The organism is Edwardsiella sp. EA181011 (assembly GCF_000800725.1).
In the GTDB taxonomy this organism is placed as follows: domain Bacteria; phylum Pseudomonadota; class Gammaproteobacteria; order Enterobacterales; family Enterobacteriaceae; genus Edwardsiella; species Edwardsiella anguillarum.
This window is the reverse complement of record NZ_CP011364.1, coordinates 3,816,717-3,839,934: the sequence shown is the minus strand read 5'-3', so window position 1 is coordinate 3,839,934 and position 23,218 is coordinate 3,816,717. Positions and strand designations below refer to the sequence as shown.

The following is a 23,218-nucleotide window of genomic DNA, read 5'->3' as shown; positions in this document are numbered from 1 at the left end:
TATAACAATACAAAAAACGTAATTTTATTTTTACATTGAGAACATATTAAAATCTGTTCTGAATCTACCAACGAACTGAGAATAATGGTAAGCGAAAAAAAATGCATCCGATTTCTTGTGCCGCTGTGGCTGGAATGGGGGGAAGGCGCGTTGGGCCTATGCCGCAGACCGTCTGTGCATGGGGGCGGAGACGCTCTGCGGCCGTATCGCAGCGATGGACGATAGGTGCGTTGCCCGTTCTGTTTTTCTATTCATTTATTTTGTATATAAATGCTTGTAGTGACTGGTTTTCACGCTTCAGCTCGCGTGACTCGCCGTTTATAAAACGTTAACTTCGAACGCGAAAAGGTAAAAAGTAATACCCTTACTTGGTTATCACGCTGGTGTTTTATTGATTATTGATTGTTAACAAACGCGACATTTCATGATTTACATCAATAGTTGTATGGACAAGTGGTGAAGATTTTGTTACTTTGAGGTCATGTTTTTGAAATTGGTAATACCAATTTACTTTGCGGTTCTCCGATGAGAACGTCACCTACGCTCAGAGAAGACATTGCCACATGGCCTACAGCAAAATCCGCCAGCCCAAGCTATCCGATGTGATCGAACAGCAATTGGAGTATCTGATCCTGGAAGGAACGCTGCGTCCCGGGGAAAAGCTGCCGCCGGAGCGCGAACTGGCGAAGCAGTTCGATGTATCCCGCCCCTCTCTGCGCGAGGCCATTCAGCGCCTAGAAGCCAAAGGTCTGCTGCTGCGCCGTCAGGGTGGTGGCACCTTCGTACAGGCCAATCTCTGGCAAAGCTTCAGCGACCCGCTGGCAGAGCTGCTCGCGGCCCACCCGGAATCCCAATACGATCTGTTGGAGACCCGCCATGCCCTGGAGGGGATCGCGGCCTATTATGCCGCGCTGCGCGGCACCGACGAGGACTTTGTTCGCCTGCATGAGTGCCATCTGGCGATTGAAAACGCCCAGGCCGCGGGGGATCTGGACGGCGAGGCCGATGCGGTGATGCAGTATCAGGTGGCGGTGACCGAAGCCGCTCATAACGCGGTGCTGCTTCACCTGCTGCGCTGCATGGCGCCGATGCTGGAAAAGAACGTAAAACAGAATTTCGAGCTGCTCTATGCGCGTCGCGAAATGCTGGCGCTGGTCAGCGATCACCGGGCCAGTATCTTTGCGGCCATTATCGCCCGGGAGCCAGAGCGTGCACGTGAGGCATCACACCGTCATCTGGCCTTTATTGAAGATATTTTGCTGGAGATGAGTCGCGAGCACAGCCGCCGTGAGCGCTCGCTGCGGCTGCTCCAGCAGCGTAAGGATTGAAAATTGGTTCGTGCGTAGTCCTTCGGGGCACGCGCGCCGATGTTAACACTAGGCAACTCACCGATTGGGCCTGTCTTCGTGCGTTTTGGCAGCAGAGCGCAGGAAGACAGGCTCCAGACAACCCATTTAGACAGATAAGGAATACCACCATGTCAGATCGTTTACTCAATGACGTGGATCCGATCGAAACCCGCGATTGGCTGCAGGCGATAGAATCGGTCATCCGTGAAGAAGGCGTAGAGCGCGCGCAGTATCTGATCGATCAGGTACTGAATTCCGCCCGTCAGGGCGGCGTTAATCTGCCTTCCGCTGCGCTGGCCCACAATTACGTGAACACCATAGCTCCGGAAGATGAGCCGGCCTATCCGGGGAATCTGGAGCTGGAGCGTCGTATCCGTATCGCCATGCGCTGGAATGCGGTGATGATCGTCCTGCATGCGTCGAAGAAAGATCTGGAGCTGGGCGGTCACATGGCCTCCTATCAGTCTTCCGCTACGGTTTACGAAGTGTGCTTTAACCATTTCTTCCGCGCCCGCAACCAGAAGGACGGCGGCGATCTGGTCTACTTCCAGGGTCATATCTCTCCGGGGATCTATGCGCGCGCCTTCCTGGAAGGACGCCTGACCGAGGAGCAACTGAATAACTTCCGTCAGGAGGTTCACGGCACGGGGCTCTCTTCTTACCCGCATCCGAAGCTGATGCCGGAGTTCTGGCAGTTCCCGACCGTCTCCATGGGCCTGGGGCCGCTGGGCGCGATTTATCAGGCTAAGTTCCTGAAGTACCTGAACCACCGCGGTCTGAAAGACACCACGGCGCAGCGCGTGTACGCCTTCCTCGGCGACGGTGAGATGGATGAGCCGGAATCCAAGGGCGCCATCACCATTGCCACCCGCGATAAGCTGGACAACCTGTGCTTCGTCATTAACTGCAACCTACAGCGCCTGGATGGCCCGGTGACGGGGAACGGCAAGATTATCAACGAACTGGAAGGCATCTTCGCCGGTGCGGGCTGGAACGTGATCAAGGTGATTTGGGGCTCCCGCTGGGATGCGCTGCTGCGTAAAGATACCAGCGGCAAGCTGATCCAGTTGATGAATGAGACCCTGGACGGTGACTACCAGACCTTCAAGTCAAAGAATGGTGCCTATGTGCGTGAACACTTCTTTGGCCGCTATCCGGAAACCGCGGAGCTGGTCAAGGACATGTCTGACGATGAGATCTGGGCGCTGAACCGCGGCGGCCACGATCCGAAGAAGGTCTACGCCGCCTTTAAGAAAGCCGAAGAGACCAAGGGCCAGCCGACGGTGATCCTGGTGCATACCATCAAGGGCTATGGCATGGGTGACACCGCCGAAGGCAAGAACATCGCCCACCAGGTTAAGAAGATGAACATGGATGGCGTGCGTCACTTCCGCGATCGCTTCAGCGTACCGGTGGCCGATGCCGATCTGGAGAAGCTGCCGTACGTCACCTTTGACGCCGCCTCCGAAGAGGCGCGCTATCTGCACGAGCGCCGCGCCGCGCTGCAGGGCTATGTTCCGACCCGTAGCCCGACCTTCAGCGAGCGCCTGGATCTGCCGGCGCTGGAGGACTTCTCCGCCCTGCTGGAAGAGCAGAACAAAGAGATTTCGACCACCATCGCCTTCGTGCGTGCGCTGAACGTGATGCTGAAGAACAAGTCCATCAAGGATCGCCTGGTACCGATCATCGCCGACGAAGCGCGCACCTTCGGTATGGAAGGGCTGTTCCGTCAGATTGGGATCTATAGCCCGAACGGCCAGCGCTATACCCCGCAGGACCGCGAGCAGGTGGCCTACTACAAAGAGGACGAGAAAGGACAGATTCTGCAGGAGGGGATCAACGAGCTGGGCGCCGGGGCATCCTGGCTGGCGGCAGCCACCTCTTACAGCACCAACGATCTGCCGATGATCCCGTTCTACATCTACTACTCCATGTTCGGCTTCCAGCGCATCGGCGACCTGTGCTGGGCGGCGGGCGACCAGCAGGCGCGCGGTTTCCTGATCGGCGGCACCTCCGGGCGTACCACCCTGAACGGGGAAGGTCTGCAGCACGAAGATGGCCACAGCCATATTCAGTCTCTGACGATCCCGAACTGCATCTCCTACGATCCGGCCTATGCCTACGAGGTGGCCGTGATCATGCACGACGGTCTGGAGCGCATGTACGGTGAGAAGCAGGAGAACGTGTACTACTACATCACCACGCTGAACGAAAACTACCACATGCCGGCGATGCCGCAGGGCGCTGAAGAGGGTATCCGCCGCGGGATCTACAAGCTGGATACGCAGTCTGGCGACAAGGGCAAGGTTCAGTTGCTGGGCTCCGGCTCTATGCTGCGCCACGTCCGCGAGGCCGCGCGTATCCTGTCTGAAGAGTATGGCGTTGGCAGCGATGTGTACAGTGTGACCTCCTTCACCGAGCTGGCGCGCGATGGCCAGGACTGCGAGCGTTGGAACATGCTGCATCCGCTGGAGACCCCGCGTGTACCGTACATCGCTCAGGTGATGAGCGATGCGCCGGCCGTGGCGTCTACCGACTATATGAAGCTGTTTGCCGAGCAGGTACGCACCTATGTTCCGGCCAGCGATTACCGCGTGCTGGGCACCGATGGCTTCGGCCGTTCCGACAGCCGTGAAAACCTGCGTCACCACTTTGAGGTCGATGCCTCCTACGTGGTCGTGGCGGCACTGGGTGAATTGGCAAAACGCGGGGAGATCGCCGCTTCCGTGGTGGCGGACGCCATCGGCAAGTTCAATATCGATCCGGAAAAAGTAAACCCGCGTCTGGCATAAGAGGTACGGAATAATGGCAATTGCAATCAATGTACCGGACATCGGTGCGGATGAAGTAGAAGTCACTGAAATTCTGGTGAAAGTTGGTGACCGGGTCGATGCGGAGCAGTCGTTGATCACCGTTGAGGGCGACAAGGCTTCAATGGAGGTTCCCTCGCCGCAGGCCGGCGTGATCAGTGCCATCAAGGTTGCGGTGGGCGATAAGGTCACAACCGGCTCTCTGATCATGGAGTTTGAGGCGGCAGATGCCGCCCAACCGGCGGCCCAGGCACAGCCGGCAGCGGCTCCGGCTGCCGCCGCGCAGGTGCGTGACGTTCAGGTACCGGATATCGGCGGCGATGAAGTGGAAGTCACCGAGATCCTGGTGAAGGTCGGCGACAGCGTCAGCGCGGAGCAGTCGCTGATCACCGTCGAAGGCGATAAGGCCTCGATGGAGGTGCCGGCACCGTTCGCCGGGGTGGTTCAATCCATCACGGTTGCCACCGGTGACAAGGTGAAGACCGGCTCGCCGATCATGACCTTCAGCATCGCGGGTGCGGCCTCTCCTGCCGCGGCAGCGCCGGCCGTCGCGCCCGCCGTACCGGTGGCCCAGGCCGCCGCCAGCCAGCCGATCAGAGTGCCGGATATCGGCGGCGATGAAGTTGAGGTCACCGAAATTCTGGTTAAGGTCGGCGACAGCGTCAGCGCAGAGCAGTCGCTGATCACCGTCGAAGGCGATAAGGCCTCGATGGAGGTGCCGGCGCCGTTCGCCGGGGTGGTCAGCACCATTACGGTCAGCGTGGGCGATAAGGTGAAAACCGGCTCGCCGATCATGACCTTCAGCGTGGCGGGCAGCGCGCCTGCGCCGTCGGCATCTCTCCCCGCGGCCGCGGCGCCGGTAAGTGCGCCGGTAGCCACCGCGCCTGCGGCGGTACAGGCGCAGAGTGAGTTCACCGAAAACGCCGCCTATGTGCATGCGACGCCGGTGATCCGCCGTCTGGCGCGCGAGTTTGGCGTTAACCTGGCCAAGGTAAAAGGCAGTGGACGTAAAGGCCGCATCTTGCGTGAAGACGTGCAGGCCTATGTCAAGGAGCTGATTAAGCGCGCTGAAACCGCGCCGGCGGCGGCAACCGGGGGCTCTCTGCCGGGTCTGCTACCGTGGCCGAAGGTGGACTTCAGCAAGTTCGGCGAGGTGGAAGAGGTTGAGCTGGGGCGTATCCAGAAGATCTCCGGCGCCAACCTGCACCGCAACTGGGTGATGATCCCGCATGTCACCCAGTTTGACGAGACCGATATTACCGAGGTGGAAGCGTTCCGCAAACAGCAGAACGTGGAGTCCGAGAAGCGCAAGCTGGGGGTTAAAATTACCCCGCTGGTGTTTATCATCAAGGCGGTGGCCAAGGCGCTGGAGGCGATGCCGCGCTTTAACAGCTCCCTGTCTGAGGATGCCCAGCGTCTGACGCTGAAGAAGTACATCAACATTGGCGTCGCGGTCGATACGCCGAACGGTCTGGTGGTTCCGGTGCTGCGCGACGTCAATAAGAAGGGAATCATCGAGCTGTCGCGCGATCTGGCGGAGATCTCAGCCAAGGCGCGCGCCGGTAAGCTGACCGCCGCGGACATGCAGGGCGGCTGCTTTACCATCTCCAGCCTGGGCGGTATCGGCGGCACGGCGTTTACGCCGATCGTCAACGCACCGGAGGTGGCGATCCTGGGGGTATCCAAGTCGTCGATGAAGCCGGTATGGAATGGGAAAGAGTTTGCGCCGCGCCTGATGCTGCCGCTGGCGCTCTCCTATGACCATCGGGTGATCGACGGTGCCGACGGTGCCCGCTTTATCAGCTTCATCAACAGCGTGATGTCTGACATCCGCCGCCTGGTGATGTAAGCCGAGGGCCGGCGCATGCGCCGGCCTTTTTCTTAATTCGCGGTATGGCAGGCGCTGGCTCGCGTCAGCCATGCCGTCAGAGGCAGACGTCGACGGATCATCCCTTTACAGAATTATTAACATTTCTGTAAACTGTGGGACGCGACGGGTGTCCCGGCGGAGGCCGCAGCGCCGCGGTAATGTCAGCCCGTGGGGCGGCGGACGGTCGGTCTGGGTGCCATCGCGGTGCATCCACGCCGCCGGAAAAACAATAAAGAGGTCATGATGAGTACTGAAATCAAAACTCAGGTCGTGGTACTTGGGGCGGGCCCGGCAGGGTATTCTGCGGCGTTCCGCTGCGCGGATTTGGGGCTGGAGACCGTTATTGTCGAGCGTTACTCCACCCTGGGCGGGGTGTGCCTGAACGTCGGCTGTATCCCCTCCAAGGCCCTGCTGCACGTGGCTAAAGTGATTGAAGAGGCCAAGGCGCTGGCGGAGCACGGTATCGTGTTCGGTGAGCCGAAGACCGACATTGACAAGATCCGCACCTGGAAAGAGAAGGTGATCGGCCAGCTGACCGGCGGCCTGGCCGGTATGGCCAAAGGCCGTAAGGTGCGGGTGGTCAACGGGCTGGGTAAGTTTACCTCGGCCAATACCCTGACGGTTGACGGGGAGGCGGGGCAGACGGTGATCCATTTTGATAATGCGATCATCGCCGCCGGCTCCCGTCCCATCCAGCTGCCGTTTATCCCCCATGACGATCCGCGCGTATGGGATTCAACCGACGCGCTGGCCCTGAACAGTGTACCGCAGCGCCTGCTGGTGATGGGCGGCGGGATTATCGGCCTGGAGATGGGGACGGTATATCATGCGCTAGGATCCGAGATCGACGTGGTTGAAATGTTCGATCAGGTGATCCCGGCTGCCGATAAGGACGTGGTGAAAGTCTTTACCAAGCGTATCGGCAAACGCTTTAACCTGATGCTGGAGACCAAGGTCACCGCCGTGGAGGCCCGTGAAGACGGGATCTATGTTTCCATGGAAGGCAAGAAGGCCCCGGCAGAGGCGCAGCGCTATGATGCCGTGCTGGTGGCCATCGGTCGCGTGCCGAACGGTAAGCTGATCGACGCCGGGCTGGCCGGGGTTGAGGTGGATGAGCGCGGTTTTATTCACGTGGATAAGCAGCTGCGTACCAATGTGCCGCACATCTTCGCCATCGGCGATATCGTCGGCCAGCCGATGCTGGCGCACAAAGGGGTTCACGAGGGACACGTTGCCGCAGAGGTGATCGCCGGAATGAAGCACTACTTCGATCCGAAGGTGATCCCCTCTATCGCCTATACCGAGCCGGAGGTTGCATGGGTTGGTCTGACGGAAAAAGAGGCGCGCGAGAAAGGCATCAGCTACGAAACCGCCACCTTCCCTTGGGCGGCCTCGGGGCGCGCCATCGCTTCTGACTGTGCCGACGGTATGACCAAGCTTATCTTCGATAAAGAGTCCCACCGCATCATCGGCGGGGCGATTGTCGGCACCAACGGCGGCGAACTGCTCGGTGAGATCGGCCTGGCCATCGAGATGGGCTGCGACGCGGAAGACATCGCCCTGACGATTCATGCCCACCCGACCCTGCATGAGTCCGTCGGCCTGGCGGCTGAGGTTTATGAAGGCAGCATCACCGATTTGCCGAATGCGAAGGCGAAGAAGAAATAATCGCGTGAGATAACGCAAAAACGGCTCCCATCGGGAGCCGTTTTTTTTTGCCCGTCACTGCCGTCAGTCATAGCGAAAGCCGATAAAAAAGGCCAGGGCCGGTATGCAGATCCCCAGTCCCAGTGAGCAGAGAAAGTAGTTCATTCCCCACAGAAAGCCATCGTGATCCAGCATTTCCTGCCCGCTCAGGCCGCTGTCCAGCGCCAGCGCGTTTTCGCTGTGGCTGACCTCGATAAGGTAAAACAGCGCGCCGACGGCCAGTAGTAGGGAGAGGATTTGCAGCAGGGTCAGGCAACGCGAGTGCGTGGTCGTCAATGACATCGTCGCCTCCCAGGCCGCTGAAAGCGTGGCATGATACAGAAAAATCGCCGGGGGTAAACGTAAAACAGGTCAGATCTGTGCGTTAATCGTACGTTTTGCCTGGTCAAAAATGGTTTTATGCGGTTATGTTACTTTTTTGTAAACCATTTAACACGGTGGCTGAATGCTGATATGCTGAAAAGGCTATCCGGGTATCCGACAGGCGGTCAGGCGATGGGTTAGGGCACGGCACGCTACCGGCATCCCGGTATCTACAATGACAATGAGAGCGAGGAGTCGAGTCGTGCTAAAAGAATACCGTGAGCACGTCGCCGAGCGGGCGGCCCTGGGTGTGGTTCCTAAGCCGCTGGATGCGGCACAGATGGCAGCGCTGGTTGAGCTGCTGAAGTCACCGCCGGCGGGCGAAGAGGCCCTGCTGCTGGATCTCTTGACCAACCGGGTGCCGCCGGGCGTCGATGAGGCTGCCTATGTGAAGGCGGCCTTTCTGGCCGCGCTGGTGAAGGGCGAGGCCCACTCGCCGTTGGTCAGCGCCGCCAAGGCGCTGGAGCTGCTGGGAACCATGCAGGGTGGTTATAACATTCATCCGCTGATTGAGGCGCTGGATAACGCGGCGCTGGCGCCGATCGCCGTCGGCGCGCTGTCCCACACGCTGCTGGTTTTCGACAGCTTCCACGACGTAGAGCAGCGCGCGCGCGCCGGGAACCCGTTTGCCCGCCAGGTGCTGCAGTCCTGGGCCGATGCCGAATGGTTCCTGTCCCGTCCGGCGCTGGCGGATAAGCTGACGGTGACCGTCTTCAAGGTCAGCGGTGAAACCAATACCGACGACTTGTCTCCGGCGCAGGATGCCTGGTCCCGCCCCGATATTCCGCTGCACGCGCAGGCGCTGCTGAAGAACCCGCGCGATGGCATCACCCCGGATCAGCCCGGCGCCGTGGGGCCGATCCGTCAGCTGCAGGCGCTGGCCGGGCAGGGGTACCCGTTGGCCTACGTCGGCGACGTGGTGGGCACGGGATCCTCGCGTAAATCGGCGACCAACTCGGTGCTGTGGCTGATGGGGGAGGACATTCCCTTCGTGCCCAATAAACGGGCCGGTGGCGTCGTGCTGGGCGGTAAAATCGCGCCGATCTTCTTTAACACCATGGAGGATGCCGGCGCGCTGCCGATCGAGGTGGACGTCAGCCAGCTGCAGACCGGTGAAGCCATTGATATCTACCCCTATCAGGGGGAGATCCGCCGTCATGCCGACGGCTCCCTGCTGGCGACCTTTGTCCTGAAGACCGAGGTGCTGCTAGATGAAGTGCGCGCCGGCGGACGTATTCCGCTGATCATCGGCCGGGCGCTGACGGCGCGTGCGCGCGAGGCACTGGATCTTCCGCCCAGCGATGTCTTTCGCCAGCCCAAAGCGGTCAGCGACAGCGGCAGGGGGTATACCCTGGCGCAGAAAATGGTGGGGCGCGCCTGCGGCGTGGCCGGCGTACGTCCCGGTCAGTACTGCGAACCGCGGATGGCCTCCGTCGGCTCACAGGATACCACCGGCCCGATGACGCGTGATGAGCTGAAGGATCTGGCCTGCCTGGGCTTCTCCGCCGATCTGGTGATGCAGTCCTTCTGCCACACCGCCGCCTATCCCAAGCCCATCGATGTGCAGACGCACCATACGCTGCCTGACTTTATCATGAACCGGGGCGGGGTGGCGCTGCGCCCGGGCGATGGCATCATCCACTCCTGGTTGAACCGGATGCTGCTGCCGGATACTGTGGGCACCGGCGGCGACTCCCATACTCGCTTCCCTATCGGGATTTCGTTCCCGGCGGGGTCCGGCCTGGTGGCGTTCGCCGCCGCGACCGGGGTGATGCCGCTAGATATGCCGGAGTCGGTTCTGGTGCGCTTTAAAGGGCAGATGCAGCCGGGGATCACCCTGCGCGATCTGGTCCATGCCATCCCCTACCACGCGATTCAGCAGGGGCTTCTGACCGTCGAGAAACAGGGGAAGAAGAACATCTTCTCCGGACGGATCCTGGAGATCGAAGGGCTGCCGCAGCTGAAGGTCGAGCAGGCCTTTGAGCTGGCCGATGCTTCGGCGGAGCGTTCGGCGGCCGGCTGCACCATTAAGCTGGATCGTGAGCCGATCGTGGAGTATCTGCAGTCCAATATCGTGCTGCTGCGCTGGATGATCGCCGAGGGCTACGGCGATCGTCGCACCCTGGAGCGGCGCATCCGCGCCATGGAGAAATGGCTGGCCGATCCGCAGCTGCTGAAGGCGGACGCTGACGCCGAATATGCCGCGGTGATCGAGATCGATCTCGACGCGATTAAAGAGCCTATTCTGTGCGCCCCCAACGATCCGGACGATGCCCGCCTGCTGTCACAGGTGGCCGGGGCGAAGATCGATGAGGTCTTTATTGGCTCCTGCATGACCAATATTGGCCACTTCCGCGCCGCCGGTAAGCTGCTTGACAGCCATCAGGGGCAGCTGCCGACGCGACTGTGGGTGGCGCCGCCGACCCGAATGGACGCCGCGCAGCTGACGGAGGAAGGGTACTACAGCGTGTTCGGCAAGAGCGGCGCGCGGGTAGAGATCCCCGGCTGCTCTCTGTGCATGGGCAACCAGGCACGGGTGGCCGACGGGGCGACGGTGGTATCGACGTCGACGCGTAACTTCCCGAACCGCCTCGGCACCGGTGCCAACGTCTATCTGGCATCGGCCGAGCTGGCGGCGGTGGCGGCCCTGCTGGGTCAGCTGCCGGACGTCGCGCAGTATCAGCAGTTTATGGCGCAGGTGGGGGCGTCGGCGGCAGACACCTACCGCTATCTCAACTTTAATCGCCTGACGCCGTATACCGAGAAGGCCGGGCAGGTGATCTTCCAGACCGCGGTATAAGCGCGTCCTCAGGGCGATTGCGGGGGAGTCCGTCTGTGCGGGCTCCCCCCTTTTTATTACCGGTGTTACATAGCATTGCATGGCGTCGACATAACTTGACGTTTAACCTCGTAACCTAACGTTATTGGGCCGATGCGGGGAGAGTGGAGATGAAAAAAGGCTGGATGGATCAACTACAGTCGCTGCTGGGCGACGCTAAGCGCGGCGGCGGCGAAGGGCTGGGTAAACTGCTGGCGCCGGCGGCGCTCGGTGGCCTGGCCGGCGTGCTGCTGGGGAATAAATCCGCGCGTAAGCAGGCGGGAAAGCTGGGTAAGAATGCCCTGCTGCTCGGCGGCGGCGCTGCGATCGGTGCCCTGCTGTGGAACAAATACCGCGAGCGGGTGAGAGAGACGCACCGCGATGAGCCACAGTACGGTCAGCAGAGCGCACCGCCCGATGCGCGCGCGCGGCGTCTGGTGCAGGCGCTGGTGTTTGCCGCGAAAAGCGATGGCCACATCGATGCTCGGGAGCAGCAGGCCATCGACGATGCTATGACGCGGCTGGCGCTGGGCGATGAGGCGCGCGTTTGGGTGCGCCAGGCGCTGGAGCGTCCCCTCGATCCACACCTGCTGTCTCGCGAGGTACAGGACGAAGAGGAGGCGCTGGAGATTTATACTGTGAGCTGTACGGTCATCGACATCGACCATTTTATGGAGCGTAGCTATCTGGATGCGTTGGCGCAGGCGTTGGGCATTCCATCGGACGTAGCGCAGGGGCTGGAGCGTGATATTGGCGCCGGGAGTGCATAGCCGGCGGGATGCCCGCCCCTATTGACCCCCTGGGGCTTTTTTGCTGAAATCGCTCGCCACACAGCGCGGAGACCCAGTCTCCGCGTTATTTTTTGCAGATTGCGAGCCGGATTTCAGGCCGCATCACGGCGCTGGGTTACACTGAAAAAGAGTCCCCAGATGGGGCTGAGAGGGAGGGCTGGCTGTGGATTATGAATTTCGCCATGATATTGGAGGCCAGGTGATCGCGCTGTTTTCGATGGGGCATGAGGCCGTCGGGCACTGGCTTAATGAAGAGGTCAAGGGAGATTTGGCGCTGCTGTCGCGCATCGAGCAGGAGGCCGCGGCGCTGAAGGGTAGCGAACGGCAGTGGCAGTTGGAGGGGCATGAGTACACCCTGTGGCTGGACAGCGAAGAGGTGATGGTGCGCGCGAACCAGCTGGCGCTGGAGGGCGATGCGCTGGATGACGGTATGCGCTATTACGATGAAGAGAGCCTCTCGCTGTGCGGGCTGGAGGATTTTCTACAGGTGCTGGCGCGCTACCGCAGCTTTATTCAGCAGCGCTAACCGTGGCGGGCCGTCGCGTCCGTCCGGCGGCTGGCGCTCCAGCACAGCAGTGAGCCCACCACCACCAGCAGCACGCCGGACCACAGGCTGGCCGGCGTCGACGCCGCCAGCCATAGCGCGGCAATGGCAATGGACAGCAGCGGCGTAAAGTAGGAGAGGGCGGCGACCAGGGTGGCGTTGCCCTTTTTCATGGCCTGATCCCAGCACAGATAGGCGATGGCGGTGCTGCCGCTCATCAGCAGTAGCTCGCCCAGCGCCGCGCGGGTGATGCGCAGCGGAGGCTGCGGCGTCAGCAGCCATAGTAGCCACAGACACAGGGCCGTCATCAAGAGAAACAGCGGCAGGGCACCGCGGCTGGGCTGATAGTAGCGCAGTAGGTTGGAGTAGATGGCCCAGGCAAAGGCGGCGCCGCAGGCCAGGGCGTAGGCCAGCGGATTGCCGCTCAGATTGCGGTACAGGGCGGCGGGATCGACGCCGGCGTCACCGCCGACGACCCAGACGACGCCGCTGAAGGCCAGCAGCGCGCCGGGCCAGAGCCACCAGCGTACGCGCAGCCCCAGCAGCGGGACGGCGAACAGCAACGTCAGGCTAGGCCACAGGTAGTTGATCAGCCCCAGCTCCAGCGTCTGGGCCCGGTTATCCGCCAGACCGATGGCCAGGGCGAAGGCCACCATATAGAACACGAACAGGGCACCGCAGCCGAACAGGTATCCCGCTCGCTGACCGCGTACGGCAGGTTTTCCCGCCGCGCACCATACCAGCAGGCCGCTCAAAGAGTAGATAGCGGCGCCCGCGGCGGTAGGGCCGAGGGTCTCGGCCAGGCTACGCGTCAGGGCTACGCTCATGCTCCACAGCAGAATGGCGCACACGCCCAGTAATGTCGCTCGGTGTTTCATGGCCATCCTCCCTGTTATGCCCAGGCGCTGACTGTAGCATGTTTATGTTATAGGGCGCAGGAGGCGGGAAGGTGAAATGATTTCACATAGGCAGGCGCTGAACGCGGCGGCGTATCGCGCGCCGGTGAGAGATCAGTTAGCGTAGGCCAGCAGTCCCAGCGAGTCGCGGGCCAGGTATTTGCACTTGGTTTCCACCGGCATGGCGATGCGGCTTAAATCGTGGTAGCTCTCTTCACCCAGCTTTTTCATCTTCTTGGTGTTGTAATTGCTCATATCCCAGCCGTTGCGGCTGGCAAAGAAGACAATCGCCCGCTTAATCTGATTGTTGGGGAGGTCGTGGTAGCCACAGTCATTTTTCAAATAGACGAAAATGGCGGTTAAATCAGCCAGATCTTCCGCCTGCATCTCATCCAGCGCTCGACTGGAGGTCGTGATACTGAGTAAGCCCAACAATAGCACTAGCAGAGAGGATTTTTTCATACCGGAAAACACGATTTGTTATTGTGCTATGACGGTATCATATTTCATCGGTATGACTACAGTCTGATATTCACTTTTAATATGTAATTGAGGCGGATTTTATGCCGCTCGGCGCGCGGGCATGTCGGGGGGCTTTTCGTACCTTAGGGCAGCAGACCCGTTTAAGTCGCCACCTCGGCCTGCTATACTCTGCGCCCTTAACAAACCGCGCTGTTTTGTGCCGAGGAGTGGAGCCATCCGCCGGGCGCAGGACAGATTGATTTTGCCGTCCGCCCACGCGACGGCACGCACGCAGGGTAAAAGCGATGAAACATACCGTAGAAGTCATGATCTCTGAACAGGAGATCAAGGCACGCGTAGCTGAACTGGGACGCCAGATCTCCGATCATTACCGTAACAGTGGCAAAGAGCTGGTGCTGGTGGGGCTGCTGCGCGGCTCCTTCATCTTTATGGCCGATTTGTGCCGCCAGATCAGCGTACCGCATGAAGTCGACTTTCTGACGGCCTCCAGCTATGGCAACGCCATGAACAGCTCCCGTGATGTCAAGATCCTCAAGGATCTGGATGAGGACATCCGCGATAAGGATGTCCTCATCGTTGAAGATATCATCGACTCCGGCAATACCCTGAGCAAGGTGCGCGAGCTGTTTAGCCTGCGTGGCCCGAACTCGCTGGCCATCTGCACGCTGCTGGACAAACCGAGCCGTCGCGAGGTCGCAGTTCCGGTGGAGTATATCGGTTTCTCGATCCCCGACGAGTTCGTGGTGGGCTTTGGCATCGACTACGCTCAGCGCTATCGCTATCTGCCCTATATCGGCAAAGTTACCATGCTGGAAGAGTAATTCCGCGTAGCGGTGAAAAAGGCGACCTGGGGTCGCCTTTTTACTGCACGTACGGTCATCTGTACGGAAAATTAATACGTTGAACGGAAAGCGTTTTTTTATTAACCCGCGCGGATTAACCTTCCTGGTTCTGCTGCTGTAGCAGCTTGGCCATGGCGTTGCGGTAGCGCACTTCCAGACTCTCACGGCTGATGGTGGTAATGTCCAGATCGTGCAAACGACCGTCCTGCAGACCGTAGACCCAGCCATGGATCATCACCTTCTGCCCGCGTTTCCACGCCGATTGCAGAATGGTGGAGTGTCCCAAATTGTAGACCTGCTCAATCACGTTCAGCTCGCACAGCGTATCCATGCGCTTTTCCGGCGGCAGCTCACCCAGCAGGGTGCTGTGCTTGTACCAGATATCGCGGATATGCAGCAGCCAGTTGTCGATGAGCCCCAGCTCCGGATTGGTGACGGCGGCTTCGACACCGCCGCAGCCCAGGTGACCGCAGATGATGATGTGCTCAACCTGCAGCACGTCGACCGCATACTGCACCACGGAGAGGCAGTTCAGGTCGGTATGAATAACCAGATTGGCGACGTTGCGGTGTACAAAGAGTTCCCCCGGCTGTAGACCGGTCAGCTGCTCCGCCGGCACCCGGCTGTCCGAACAGCCAATCCACAGAAAGCGCGGACGCTGGGATTCTGCCAGCTTGGCGAAGAAGGTCGGATTATCCTCCTTTACCTGCTGTGACCATGCCTGGTTGTTGGCGATCAGTTTCTCGATTTCTTTCATGAAGGTTAATCAGCTGTAACGGGAAAGAGGCCTAATATAGGCCAATCCACGGGCTTTGGAAATCGGAACAGTGGGCCGCGCGGGCGTTTACTCGATGCTGAATCCGACGCCGTGGTGCGCGTTGAGCGGGATATCATGGGGCGTGATCCGCTGCAGTTTGGCCCGTAGCGTCTTGATATGGCGCTCGACGCTGCGCTCGCCGCCCTTCTCATTCAGCGGGCGCAGCAGATCGTTCAACTGGCTGCGGGAAAACACCTTTCCCCGTCCCTGCAGCAGCGTTTTCAGCAACAGGTATTCGCAGTGGTTCAGCTGTAGGGCATGGCCAAAATAGTGGGCACAGTCGCGGCTATCGTTAAGGGTAAAGTTGCCATAGCACTCCAGGCGGGTCGCCTTGGTGCCCATCTTTTCCGGATGCGGTAGCAGCGTACGCATACGCACGCAGATTTCACGGGCGGAAAAGGGGGGAATAATGACGGCGCTGTGCGGCAGCGCGGCAGCGCTGGCCTGCGCGGCTTCCCCGGGGGCGCCGGCCAGAAAGAGCAGCGGTAGCGCGGGGTGGCGCTCCTGCAGGTGGCGACCCAGCGCCAGACCACTGCCGTCGGGCAGCGTCAGCTGAATGATAGCCAAATGCGGGGATTGCTGTTTAAGGGCGTCAAGGGCGGGCTGGATATGGTTAAACCAGCATACATTAAACCCTTCCGTTTCCAGCGTATAGATCAGCGGGTCAGCGGCGGTGGCCCGATCTTCGATAAGCCAAATTAACGGTGGCACAGGATGTCTTCCACGACAGGATGAATCGTTGCATCATAGCAAGGTCGACCCGCCGCTGGCAGCTGGTGATTTCAGACAACACGCCATATAACATATAATCATGCAGAAAGAACCCGTGGGGGAGCCGTTTTGCCGCGCCCTGGGGGTTTCTGCGTGCACCGCGCGGTGTCCAAGGCAAAACGCTTGATGTAAGGTTAACCCATCGCCATGACGAATGCTCTTGAGCTATCTCAGCTTACCAAAACTTATGCCGGCGGCGTTCAGGCGCTGCGTGGCATCGATTTAACCGTAGAGGCCGGCGATTTTTATGCGCTGCTGGGGCCAAACGGGGCAGGAAAATCCACTACTATTGGCATTATTAGTTCGCTGGTGAATAAGAGCGGCGGGCAGGTGAGCGTATTTGGCTATGATATTGACCGCGATCTGGTCAATGCCAAACGCCAGCTGGGGCTGGTGCCGCAGGAGTTTAACTTTAATCCGTTTGAGACCGTATTACAGATCGTGGTGAATCAGGCCGGTTACTACGGCGTGACGCGCCGCGAGGCGATGCAGCGCGCCGAGCGCTACCTGAGCCAGCTGGATCTGTGGCAAAAGCGCAATGAGCGCGCCCGGATGCTGTCGGGGGGGATGAAGCGTCGCCTGATGATCGCCCGCGCTCTGATGCATCAGCCAAAGCTGTTGATCCTGGATGAGCCGACGGCCGGGGTCGACATTGAACTGCGCCGGGCGATGTGGGGCTTTCTGAAAGAGCTGAACGCTCAGGGAACCACGATTATTTTGACCACCCACTATCTGGAAGAGGCGGAGATGCTGTGCCGTAATATCGGTATCATTCAGCACGGCCAGCTGATAGAGAATACCTCGATGAAGGCGCTGCTGGCGCAGCTTAAGTCGGAGACCTTCATCCTCGACCTGGCGGCGAAAAGTCCGCTTCCCCATCTGGAGGGATACCAGCACCGACTGTGCGATACCACGACGCTGGAGGTGGAGGTGCTGCGCGAGCAGGGACTCAACGGAGTATTCAGCCAGCTGAGCGCCCAGGGGGTCCAGGTACTTAGCATGCGCAATAAGGCCAATCGGCTGGAGGAGCTGTTTGTGTCGTTGCTCAACGGTGAACAGGAGAAGCAGTCATGAGGCGTTTGTACTGGGTGGCGCTGTGCAGCATCTGGAGCAAGGAGGTTCACCGTTTCGGCCGCATCTGGGTACAGACGCTGGTGCCGCCGGTGATCACCATGACGCTGTATTTTATTATTTTCGGAAACCTAATCGGTGCGCGCATCGGTGAGATGCACGGATTCAGCTACATGCAGTTCATCGTGCCCGGGCTTATCATGATGTCGGTGATCACCAACGCCTATGCCAACGTGGCCGCATCGTTCTTCAGCGCCAAGTTTCAGCGCAGCATTGAGGAGCTGCTGGTGGCGCCGGTGCCGACTCATGTGATCATCGCCGGTTACGTGGGCGGTGGCGTGGCGCGCGGGGTCTGCGTCGGCTTTCTGGTTACCCTGGTCTCGCTGTTCTTCGTGCCGCTGGTGGTAAACAGCTGGCTGGCGGTGGTGATGACCCTGCTGTGTACGGCGGTGCTGTTCTCCCTTGGCGGGCTGATCAATGCGGTGTATGCGCGCACCTTCGACGATATCAGCCTGGTGCCGACCTTCGTGCTGACGCCGCTGACCTATCTCGGCGGGGTCTTTTACGCCCTGAGCCTGCTGCCGCCGTTCTGGCAGACGGTCTCCAAGCTCAACCCCATTGTGTATATGATCAGCGGGTTCCGCTATGGCTTCCTGGGGATTCACGATGTGCCGCTGGCGCAGACGTTTGCCGTTCTGTTGGGATTCATTGGTGTACTCTATCTTATGGCCTGGTACCTGATTGAGCGGGGGCGCGGCCTGCGCAGCTGATCGCGCGGTATCATACGGCACCTACCGTATATCCTGGGGACGGTGCCGTAAAATTCATCATTTCTGTCTGACCTCACACTCCTGAATCGCCGTTATCACCGATTGCTGCCTGCGCTGCCGTTTCCTGTTACACCATCATCATCAAGGGTGCTTACGTCTGACCGGTGCGCCGGCGGGCGGTGACGAGAGGATAGACTGCATGCTGGGTATCGTATTCGCCGGACACAGCGGTTTTAGCAGCGGAATGCTGAAGGCCTTAACCCATCTGCAGGGTGCCCGGCCGCCCCAGTGTGTGGGCGTGGAGTACAGCGACGGCGTGAGCGCCAACATGCTTAGCCGTATGATGTGCGATGCGCTGCATCAGGTGGACAGCGGCGATGGCGTGGTGATCGTGACGGATATTCTCGGCGCGCCGCCGTTTCGCGCCGCCGCGCTGATGTGCCATAAACATCCGCACTGTGAGGTGGTGGTCGGGGTGAGCCTATCGGCGCTCGCGGCGCTGTGGCCCCAGCGTACGCAGAGCGACGCCGCCGGGTTTCGCGAAGCTCTCCTAGCGCAGACCCAGCGCCACGCCACCAGCCTGTGGCATGAGCAGCGCCGTCAGGCCGCGCTGTTTACGCCCCCGTCCTCCGGTGCGTAGGCGCCGCGCGGCGGCGCGTTCGGCCGTCGACAATCTCTGCGCCATTGCGCAGAGATTGTCTTTGCTTGCGTTGTGATAGACAACTTGCGCTAATATATAAAAATGTGAAGTTGATCGGTCAAACAACACAACTTTCATTCCCGCATTTCTCTCCGCTTTCCTTTCGGTTTCTGCGCAATCGTCCGCTTAACAACGGCGTCATGCGGGATAACGCTCCGGGCGACGCTGCGGCGGCGCCGTGGGCCAAGTCTTTCGGTTGGCAATTAATCGAAAGAATTTCTGTCACTATCTGCTGGAAAAACAAGGTGTAACTGCGATCACACCTGATCGGTGATTCCTTTGCTGTAATTCGATGGTCGCGGTACGAGAGGGGTTATCTCCGACCTTGGCCGCGCGAGGAGGCAGAATGGGCATCGATACCGTAAGGCGCCGTGAGCAGATCATCGATAGGCTATGCCTGGAGGGCAGTGTACGGGTGGAGCAGCTACGTCACCACTTTGGCGTCTCCAGCGTGACTATCCGTAACGATCTGCGCTACCTGGAGCAAAGGGGATGTGCGCTGCGCTCTTACGGCGGCGCCATGCTGAACCAGCAGTTTGTCTTCGATCGGCCGCTGCAGGACAAAGGGCGCCTGAACCGCGACGTAAAGTCGCGTATCGCCGCACGGGCGGCGGCGCTGGTGCAGGACGGCGATACGCTGATCCTCGACTCCGGCTCCACCACGGCCCAAATCGCCCCCTTTCTTAAGGCACACCGCCATCTGGTGGTGGTGACCAACGCCTTGAATATCGCCTGTGAGTTGACGGGGTATGAGCAGATCGACGTGCTGGTTTTGGGCGGCAGCGTACGTCCAAACTCCTACTCCCTGTATGGGGCGGCCGCCGAGCAGCAGCTGCGCCAGTACCATTTCGATCGGCTGTTTCTGGGGGTCGACGGCTTTGATCTTAGCTGCGGTATCACCACGCCCCATGCGGGGGAGGCGCAGCTTAATCGGGTCATGTGCGACGTGGCCAGCGAGATCATCGCCGTCGTGGATGCCAGTAAGTTTGGCCGGAAAAGCTTTTGCACCATCCGCGGCGCCGCACAGATCCACCGAGTGATTACCGACAGTCGGATCCCGGAGGGGTATCACCGCGCGCTGTGCGATTTAGGGGTGGATGTGATCATCGCCGACGGGTGACGGCGCACGCCCTATCTTCTCTGTTTTCGCTATGCAGCGTAGCCGGATGCCGGCTGTGCCGGGGCGGCTTTACCCTGGCGAAGCCCACCGCTACGCCCTGACTCAATCTGAGGAGTAAACGCATGAGTGATGAGGTACTCGGCTATTCCCCCGCGTGGCTGCAGGCGCGCGGCGCCTGGCATACGGCCCGTGAAATCGCACAGCAGCCGGCGCTGTGGCAGGCATTACACCGCGAGCTGAGCGAGGCGCAGTCGCGTTGGCGTCCCTTCCTTCAGGCCGTGCTGGCGCAGCCTGCGCTGCAGATTGTGCTGTGCGGAGCCGGATCCTCCGCCTTTGTCGGGCGAGCGTTGGCCCCCTGGCTGCGAGAGCAGTGCGGCCGTGATGTGGTGGCCTACGCCACGACCGACATTGTGCCATCGCCGCGGCAGTATCTGGATCCCAGGCGTCCCACGCTGCTGGTCTCCTTTGGTCGCTCCGGCAATAGCCCGGAGAGCGCTGCGACGCTGGCGCTGGCCGATCGTTTACTGCCGCGCTGCCATCATCTGCTGCTGACCTGTAATCCGGACGGCGCCCTGGCGCGCTATGCCGAAGGGCGCGCTAACGCATGCTCGCTGATCATGCCGCCGGGATCCTGCGATCGGAGCTTTGCGATGACCTCCAGCTTCAGCTGCATGATGCTGGCCGGCGCGCTGTTGCTCGGTCCGCTCACGCTGGCCCAAAGCGCGGCGCCGCTGCAGCGGACGGCGGCGCTGTGTCAGCGCGCGCTGCCGCGATGGCTGCCGACGATCAAGACGTTGGCCAACGGTGGTTTTCAGCGGCTGGTGGTGCTGGGTAGCCGCAGCTTTAGCGGCGTGGCGGAGGAGGCGGCGCTGAAGATGCTGGAGCTGACGGCCGGACGCATCGCGACCCGCCATGACTCCACCATGGGGCTGCGTCACGGGCCCAAGTTTATGGTCGGGTCCCAGACGCTGGTGGTCGCGATGCTGAGCGCCGAGCCCTATTGCCGCCGCTATGACCAGGATCTGCTCAAGGAGCTGCAGCGTGACGCGCTGGCCCTGCGCTGCGTTGCGCTGAGCGGCGATGGCACGGGCGCGCTGGCGTGCGATCTGGACGATCTGTGGCTGATGTTTCCGTTCCTGCTTTACCTGCAGACGCTGGCGCTAGAGACCGCTCTGGCGCTGGGGATCACGCCGGATAACCCCTGCCCGAGCGGAGAGGTTAATCGGGTGGTGCAGGGCGTCGTCATTTATGAGTATCCCGTAGCGCATTCAACCATAGCCACGATGGAGGTGTGATATATGTCAAACCCGAACATCCTGATGACCCGTATCGATAACCGGCTGGTGCATGGACAGGTCGGGGTGACCTGGACCAATACGCTGGGCGCCAATCTGGTGCTGGTCGCCAACGACGCCGCCGCCGCCGACCCCGTCCAACAGAACCTGATGGATATGGTGGTGGCAGAGGGCGTGCAGACCCGCTATTTCACCCTGCAAAAAACCATTGAGGTGATCCACCGGGCCGCGGATCGCCAGAAGATCTTCATCGTCTGCAAAACGCCGCAGGATGTGCTGACGCTGGTGCGCGGCGGGGTGCCCATTCACTTCGTCAACGTCGGCAATATGCACTTTGCGCAGGGAAAGCGCCAGATCCACAAGACGGTGTCGGTGGACGGCGAGGATATCGCGGCGTTCCACGCGCTGGCGCAGCTTGGCATTCCCTGCGAGATCCGCCGGGTGCCGGATGAGGCGGGGGAGTCGATTCACCCGCTGTTGGACTGAACGCAGGAGGTAAACCATGTTAACCGATGCATTGTTGATAGGGCTGTTGGCCGGTATCGCCGGTATCGACCTGTTCGACGGACTGACCCACCTGCACCGTCCGGTGGTGATCGGGCCGCTGGTCGGGCTGATCCTGGGCGATATACAGACCGGCCTGCTGGTCGGCGGGACGCTGGAGCTGGTGTGGATGGGAATGGTGCCTCTGGCCGGCGCTCAGCCCCCCAACGTGGTGATCGGCGGCGTCATTGGCACCGCGTTCGCCATTTTGACCCACGCCGATCCCAAGGTCGCCATCGGGGTCGCGGTACCCTTCTCCATCGCGGTGCAGGGCGGCATTACCCTGCTGTTTACCGCCTATTCGCCGATGATGCACCGCTGCGATGAGATGGTGAAGCGGCTGAACTGGCGTGGGGTGGAGTGGGTGAACTACGCCGGGCTGCTGATCCTATTCTGCTTCTACTTTATCGTCGCCTTTTTGCCAGTCTATTTCGGGGCCGATGCGGCCAGCGCCATGGTGGAGAAGGCCCCGACCTGGCTGCTGGAGGGGCTGGCCGTTGCGGGGGGAATGATGCCGGCCATCGGCTTCTCTCTGCTGATGAAGACTATGATGAAGAAGACCTATGTGGCCTACTTTATTCTGGGCTTTATCTCCGTGACATTCCTGAATATGCCGATTATCGCGGTGGCGCTGGGCGCGCTGGCTATTGCGCTGATCGATTTCTTTAACCGTACTCGTAATGAAGCCGCGCCGGCACAGCGTCCTGCCGCGCGCCAGAACCAGGAGATGGAAGAAGATGGCATTTAACGATAGCGATGACGCGCTGGTAGCTAAGGCAGAAAAGCGGATGACGCAGGCGCTGGCTACCAGCCAGGTCGAGAGCGACGAGTATGTGGATCAAACGCCGGGGCAGGCGCTGAGCCGCCGCGATATCAACATTATGGCGCTGCGCTCCCTGCTGCTTCAGGCTTCCTTTAACTATGAGCGTATGCAGGCGGGCGGCTGGCTGTATACCCTGATCCCCAGCCTGCGCAAGATCCATCGCAATCCGCAGGATCTTGCCAACTCAATGAAAATGCACATGGAGTTTATCAATGTGCACCCCTTTGACGTCACCTTTCTGTCTGGGCTGGTGCTGGCGATGGAGCGCGGCAAAGAGCGCGTCTCGACCATCCGCGCGGTGAAGGTGGCGCTGATGGGCCCCCTGGGCGGCATCGGCGACGCGCTGTTCTGGTTGACGCTGCTGCCTATCTGCGCCGGCATCGGCGCCTCGCTGGCGCTGGAGGGGAGTCTGTTCGGGCCGCTGGTGTTCCTGCTGCTGTTCAACTCGGTGCACTTTGCCCTGCGCTTTGGGCTGGCGCACTATGGCTACAGCGCGGGAACCAGCGCGCTGGCACTATTGAAAACCCATACCAAAAATATCTCTCACGCCGCCTCGATCGTGGGCATGACGGTGATAGGCGCGCTGGTGGCCTCTTATGTTCACCTCTCGACGCCGCTGGTGATGTACGCCGGCAAGGCGACGGTGGCGCTGCAGAAGGATGTGTTGGACAAGCTGATGCCCAACCTGCTGCCCCTGTGCTTCACCCTGCTGGTGTACTGGCTGATGAAGCGCGGCTATTCACCGATCAAGCTGATCGGTGTGACGGCGGCCGTGGGTATCGTGGGCAAGCTGATCGGCTTTCTGTAAGGGGGCATCATGCCGGGGCGCGACCGT

The 23,218-nt window shown here is 60.4% G+C and carries 21 protein-coding genes; 16 read left to right on the top strand and 5 right to left on the bottom strand.

The genetic code is table 11. From position 1 onward, the window contains the following. Positions 1–563 precede the first annotated feature (563 nt). The 4 genes from pdhR to lpdA all read left to right on the top strand — a co-directional run bounded on the left by pdhR (position 564) and on the right by lpdA (position 7,697). Positions 564–1,328: a pyruvate dehydrogenase complex transcriptional repressor PdhR gene (gene pdhR, locus QY76_RS16990; protein WP_034163160.1), complete on the top strand. Its 765-nt coding sequence runs from the start codon at positions 564–566 to the stop codon at positions 1,326–1,328. A 149-nt stretch (positions 1,329–1,477) separates the two neighbouring features. Continuing rightward, positions 1,478–4,141, top strand: coding sequence for a pyruvate dehydrogenase (acetyl-transferring), homodimeric type (gene aceE / locus QY76_RS16985; RefSeq protein WP_034163161.1), 2,664 nt, complete (start codon positions 1,478–1,480; stop codon positions 4,139–4,141). Positions 4,142–4,154: 13 nt separating this feature from the next. Then, a complete protein-coding gene (aceF, locus tag QY76_RS16980; protein WP_045425127.1) occupies positions 4,155–6,008 on the top strand; it encodes a pyruvate dehydrogenase complex dihydrolipoyllysine-residue acetyltransferase in 1,854 nt (617 codons plus the stop codon). Between the two features lie 264 nt (positions 6,009–6,272). Beyond that, on the top strand, positions 6,273–7,697 hold the full coding sequence (gene lpdA / locus QY76_RS16975) for a dihydrolipoyl dehydrogenase (RefSeq protein WP_162207672.1): 1,425 nt from the start codon (positions 6,273–6,275) through the stop codon (positions 7,695–7,697). A gap of 63 nt (positions 7,698–7,760) precedes the next feature. Here the strand turns inward: lpdA and QY76_RS16970 are convergent, their stop codons facing one another. Further along, on the bottom strand, positions 7,761–8,018 hold the full coding sequence (locus tag QY76_RS16970; RefSeq protein ID WP_034163163.1) for a hypothetical protein: 258 nt from the start codon (positions 8,016–8,018) through the stop codon (positions 7,761–7,763). A 283-nt stretch (positions 8,019–8,301) separates the two neighbouring features. Here QY76_RS16970 and acnB point away from each other — a divergent pair, with 283 nt between their 5' ends. The 3 genes from acnB (at position 8,302) to QY76_RS16955 (ending at position 12,234) form a co-directional block, all read left to right on the top strand. Then, positions 8,302–10,899, top strand: a complete 2,598-nt coding sequence (gene acnB / locus QY76_RS16965) for a bifunctional aconitate hydratase 2/2-methylisocitrate dehydratase (protein ID WP_117026372.1) — start codon at positions 8,302–8,304, stop codon at positions 10,897–10,899. Positions 10,900–11,048: 149 nt separating this feature from the next. Continuing rightward, positions 11,049–11,687: a tellurite resistance TerB family protein gene (locus QY76_RS16960; protein WP_034163165.1), complete on the top strand. Its 639-nt coding sequence runs from the start codon at positions 11,049–11,051 to the stop codon at positions 11,685–11,687. Between the two features lie 184 nt (positions 11,688–11,871). After that, positions 11,872–12,234, top strand: coding sequence for a YacL family protein (locus QY76_RS16955; protein WP_034163166.1), 363 nt, complete (start codon positions 11,872–11,874; stop codon positions 12,232–12,234). Here the strand turns inward: QY76_RS16955 and yddG are convergent. Together yddG and QY76_RS16945 are read right to left on the bottom strand one after the other, a co-directional pair. Then, positions 12,231–13,130, bottom strand: coding sequence for an aromatic amino acid DMT transporter YddG (gene yddG / locus QY76_RS16950; protein WP_034163167.1), 900 nt, complete (start codon positions 13,128–13,130; stop codon positions 12,231–12,233). The two genes, QY76_RS16955 and yddG, sit on opposite strands and share 4 nt — an antisense overlap. 132 nt (positions 13,131–13,262) lie before the next feature. Beyond that, entirely contained in the window at positions 13,263–13,610 is a 348-nt protein-coding gene (locus tag QY76_RS16945) for a YacC family pilotin-like protein (RefSeq protein WP_034163274.1), read from the bottom strand. Positions 13,611–13,915: 305 nt separating this feature from the next. On the opposite strand from QY76_RS16945, the gene hpt reads away from it, so the two are divergent. Further along, positions 13,916–14,452, top strand: coding sequence for a hypoxanthine phosphoribosyltransferase (hpt, locus tag QY76_RS16940; protein WP_012847541.1), 537 nt, complete (start codon positions 13,916–13,918; stop codon positions 14,450–14,452). Positions 14,453–14,567: 115 nt separating this feature from the next. Here hpt and can read toward each other — a convergent pair whose 3' ends face one another. Together can and QY76_RS16930 are read right to left on the bottom strand one after the other, a co-directional pair. Continuing rightward, entirely contained in the window at positions 14,568–15,230 is a 663-nt protein-coding gene (can, locus tag QY76_RS16935; RefSeq protein WP_012847542.1) for a carbonate dehydratase, read from the bottom strand. Positions 15,231–15,317: 87 nt separating this feature from the next. Continuing rightward, positions 15,318–16,001, bottom strand: coding sequence for a winged helix-turn-helix domain-containing protein (locus QY76_RS16930; RefSeq protein WP_034163168.1), 684 nt, complete (start codon positions 15,999–16,001; stop codon positions 15,318–15,320). Positions 16,002–16,208: 207 nt separating this feature from the next. On the opposite strand from QY76_RS16930, the gene QY76_RS16925 reads away from it, so the two are divergent. From QY76_RS16925 to QY76_RS16890, 8 genes are all read left to right on the top strand, one after another. After that, positions 16,209–17,135, top strand: a complete 927-nt coding sequence (locus QY76_RS16925) for an ABC transporter ATP-binding protein (RefSeq protein WP_034163169.1) — start codon at positions 16,209–16,211, stop codon at positions 17,133–17,135. After that, positions 17,132–17,902: an ABC transporter permease gene (locus QY76_RS16920; RefSeq protein ID WP_034163170.1), complete on the top strand. Its 771-nt coding sequence runs from the start codon at positions 17,132–17,134 to the stop codon at positions 17,900–17,902. The genes QY76_RS16925 and QY76_RS16920 overlap by 4 nt, the downstream gene beginning before the upstream one ends. A gap of 199 nt (positions 17,903–18,101) precedes the next feature. Beyond that, on the top strand, positions 18,102–18,542 hold the full coding sequence (locus tag QY76_RS16915) for a PTS sugar transporter subunit IIA (protein WP_034163171.1): 441 nt from the start codon (positions 18,102–18,104) through the stop codon (positions 18,540–18,542). Positions 18,543–18,948: 406 nt separating this feature from the next. Then, a complete protein-coding gene (agaR, locus tag QY76_RS16910; protein ID WP_034163172.1) occupies positions 18,949–19,722 on the top strand; it encodes a transcriptional repressor AgaR in 774 nt (257 codons plus the stop codon). 122 nt (positions 19,723–19,844) lie between these two features. Then, positions 19,845–21,017, top strand: coding sequence for an SIS domain-containing protein (locus tag QY76_RS16905; RefSeq protein ID WP_045425122.1), 1,173 nt, complete (start codon positions 19,845–19,847; stop codon positions 21,015–21,017). 3 nt (positions 21,018–21,020) lie between these two features. Beyond that, on the top strand, positions 21,021–21,503 hold the full coding sequence (gene agaV, locus QY76_RS16900) for a PTS N-acetylgalactosamine transporter subunit IIB (RefSeq protein ID WP_034163175.1): 483 nt from the start codon (positions 21,021–21,023) through the stop codon (positions 21,501–21,503). Between the two features lie 16 nt (positions 21,504–21,519). Next, entirely contained in the window at positions 21,520–22,308 is a 789-nt protein-coding gene (agaW, locus tag QY76_RS16895) for a PTS N-acetylgalactosamine transporter subunit IIC (RefSeq protein ID WP_034163176.1), read from the top strand. Continuing rightward, a complete protein-coding gene (locus QY76_RS16890) occupies positions 22,298–23,191 on the top strand; it encodes a PTS system mannose/fructose/sorbose family transporter subunit IID (RefSeq protein WP_045425120.1) in 894 nt (297 codons plus the stop codon). The genes agaW and QY76_RS16890 overlap by 11 nt, the downstream gene beginning before the upstream one ends. Positions 23,192–23,218 lie beyond the last annotated feature (27 nt).

Bases quoted from the DNA above. Each gene is read 5' to 3' on its own strand.
- pdhR (WP_034163160.1), top strand. From the start codon at position 564: ATGGCCTACAGCAAAATCCGCCAGCCCAAGCTATCCGATGTGATCGAA.
- aceE (WP_034163161.1), top strand. From the start codon at position 1,478: ATGTCAGATCGTTTACTCAATGACGTGGATCCGATCGAAACCCGCGAT.
- aceF (WP_045425127.1), top strand. From the start codon at position 4,155: ATGGCAATTGCAATCAATGTACCGGACATCGGTGCGGATGAAGTAGAA.
- lpdA (WP_162207672.1), top strand. From the start codon at position 6,273: ATGAGTACTGAAATCAAAACTCAGGTCGTGGTACTTGGGGCGGGCCCG.
- QY76_RS16970 (WP_034163163.1), bottom strand. From the start codon at position 8,018: ATGTCATTGACGACCACGCACTCGCGTTGCCTGACCCTGCTGCAAATC.
- QY76_RS16960 (WP_034163165.1), top strand. From the start codon at position 11,049: ATGAAAAAAGGCTGGATGGATCAACTACAGTCGCTGCTGGGCGACGCT.
- yddG (WP_034163167.1), bottom strand. From the start codon at position 13,130: ATGAAACACCGAGCGACATTACTGGGCGTGTGCGCCATTCTGCTGTGG.
- QY76_RS16945 (WP_034163274.1), bottom strand. From the start codon at position 13,610: ATGAAAAAATCCTCTCTGCTAGTGCTATTGTTGGGCTTACTCAGTATC.
- hpt (WP_012847541.1), top strand. From the start codon at position 13,916: ATGAAACATACCGTAGAAGTCATGATCTCTGAACAGGAGATCAAGGCA.
- can (WP_012847542.1), bottom strand. From the start codon at position 15,230: ATGAAAGAAATCGAGAAACTGATCGCCAACAACCAGGCATGGTCACAG.
- QY76_RS16925 (WP_034163169.1), top strand. From the start codon at position 16,209: ATGACGAATGCTCTTGAGCTATCTCAGCTTACCAAAACTTATGCCGGC.
- QY76_RS16920 (WP_034163170.1), top strand. From the start codon at position 17,132: ATGAGGCGTTTGTACTGGGTGGCGCTGTGCAGCATCTGGAGCAAGGAG.
- QY76_RS16915 (WP_034163171.1), top strand. From the start codon at position 18,102: ATGCTGGGTATCGTATTCGCCGGACACAGCGGTTTTAGCAGCGGAATG.
- agaR (WP_034163172.1), top strand. From the start codon at position 18,949: ATGGGCATCGATACCGTAAGGCGCCGTGAGCAGATCATCGATAGGCTA.
- QY76_RS16905 (WP_045425122.1), top strand. From the start codon at position 19,845: ATGAGTGATGAGGTACTCGGCTATTCCCCCGCGTGGCTGCAGGCGCGC.
- agaV (WP_034163175.1), top strand. From the start codon at position 21,021: ATGTCAAACCCGAACATCCTGATGACCCGTATCGATAACCGGCTGGTG.
- agaW (WP_034163176.1), top strand. From the start codon at position 21,520: ATGTTAACCGATGCATTGTTGATAGGGCTGTTGGCCGGTATCGCCGGT.
- QY76_RS16890 (WP_045425120.1), top strand. From the start codon at position 22,298: ATGGCATTTAACGATAGCGATGACGCGCTGGTAGCTAAGGCAGAAAAG.